Annotated in this window: 1 pseudogene; it reads right to left on the reverse strand. The window is 63.2% G+C overall.

What is annotated here, in order from left to right:
- Positions 1-444 (reverse strand): annotated as a pseudogene (locus JL475_RS39170) (group II intron reverse transcriptase/maturase); the annotation flags it as partial.
- Between the last annotated feature and the right edge of the window lie 470 nt (positions 445-914).

The raw sequence follows: 914 nt of genomic DNA on the forward strand, positions 1-914 counted from the left end.
GTAGGAACACGGGCGGAAATCCGCCTCGAAAATCGGCTCCAACACCAGCTTCAAAGACGCCTGAGCCACCCGGTCGCGGACAGTCGCGATCCCCAGATAGCGGACCTTGCCGCCAGCCTTGGGAATCGCGCGCCGCCGCGCCGGGAGGGGTCGGAAGGCGCGAGACTTGAGATCCTCCCGCAGTTCCGCAAGGAACCCTTCCAGCCCGCGCACGGACTCGATGTAGTAGGCAGTCTCGCCGTCCACTCCTGCCGTGCGCGCGCCCTTGTTGTTCCGCACCCGATCCCAGGCGACCAGCAGGAAACCCGGATCGGTGACGAGGTTGTACAGATCATCGAACCTGCGATGAGGATCATCACTGGCCCAACGGTGCAGCTTGGTCTGGATCTCCAGTACCCGGCGTTCCGCCTTGAGTAAGACGTATTCCAGCTCGTCGGTATTCACCCACGACCTCCCGGCATTCCAGCATCCGTACTGCTGACTTGCTGTCCCCCTTCGCCATGCGCAAGCCTTTCGCCCGCTCGGACTACTACGGGGCCTCCGCCCCATCCCGCACCTTCGACGGACGACGCATCTATCCCACAGGCTCGGATGGATTCCGGGCAGTGGGAGTAGTGCGGGATGGTTCCCGTGTTCACGGTGAATCGATCGATCAGTCCGGCATCCAGCTTTGCCCCGGCAGCATCGCCACGGTTACGCCGCAGGCTTTCACCGTGACCTCCCCACCGACACGCCAAGTCGGCTACGGAGTCAGCCCGCCAAATCGGCAGTCTGTGCACTGCAACCCGGCCCATATCCACCAGATTTGAGCCGGTGCCACGCTTACGGAGCTTTACCACTGGTTCCTCTCGTATACCCTCTGATCTCGCTCGCCGGACCCGACCCGTCTGGCAGTTCCAGGCCGTCCCGGCTTT

Source organism: Streptomyces sp. M2CJ-2 (assembly GCF_016757295.1).
Lineage (GTDB): Bacteria > Actinomycetota > Actinomycetes > Streptomycetales > Streptomycetaceae > Streptomyces.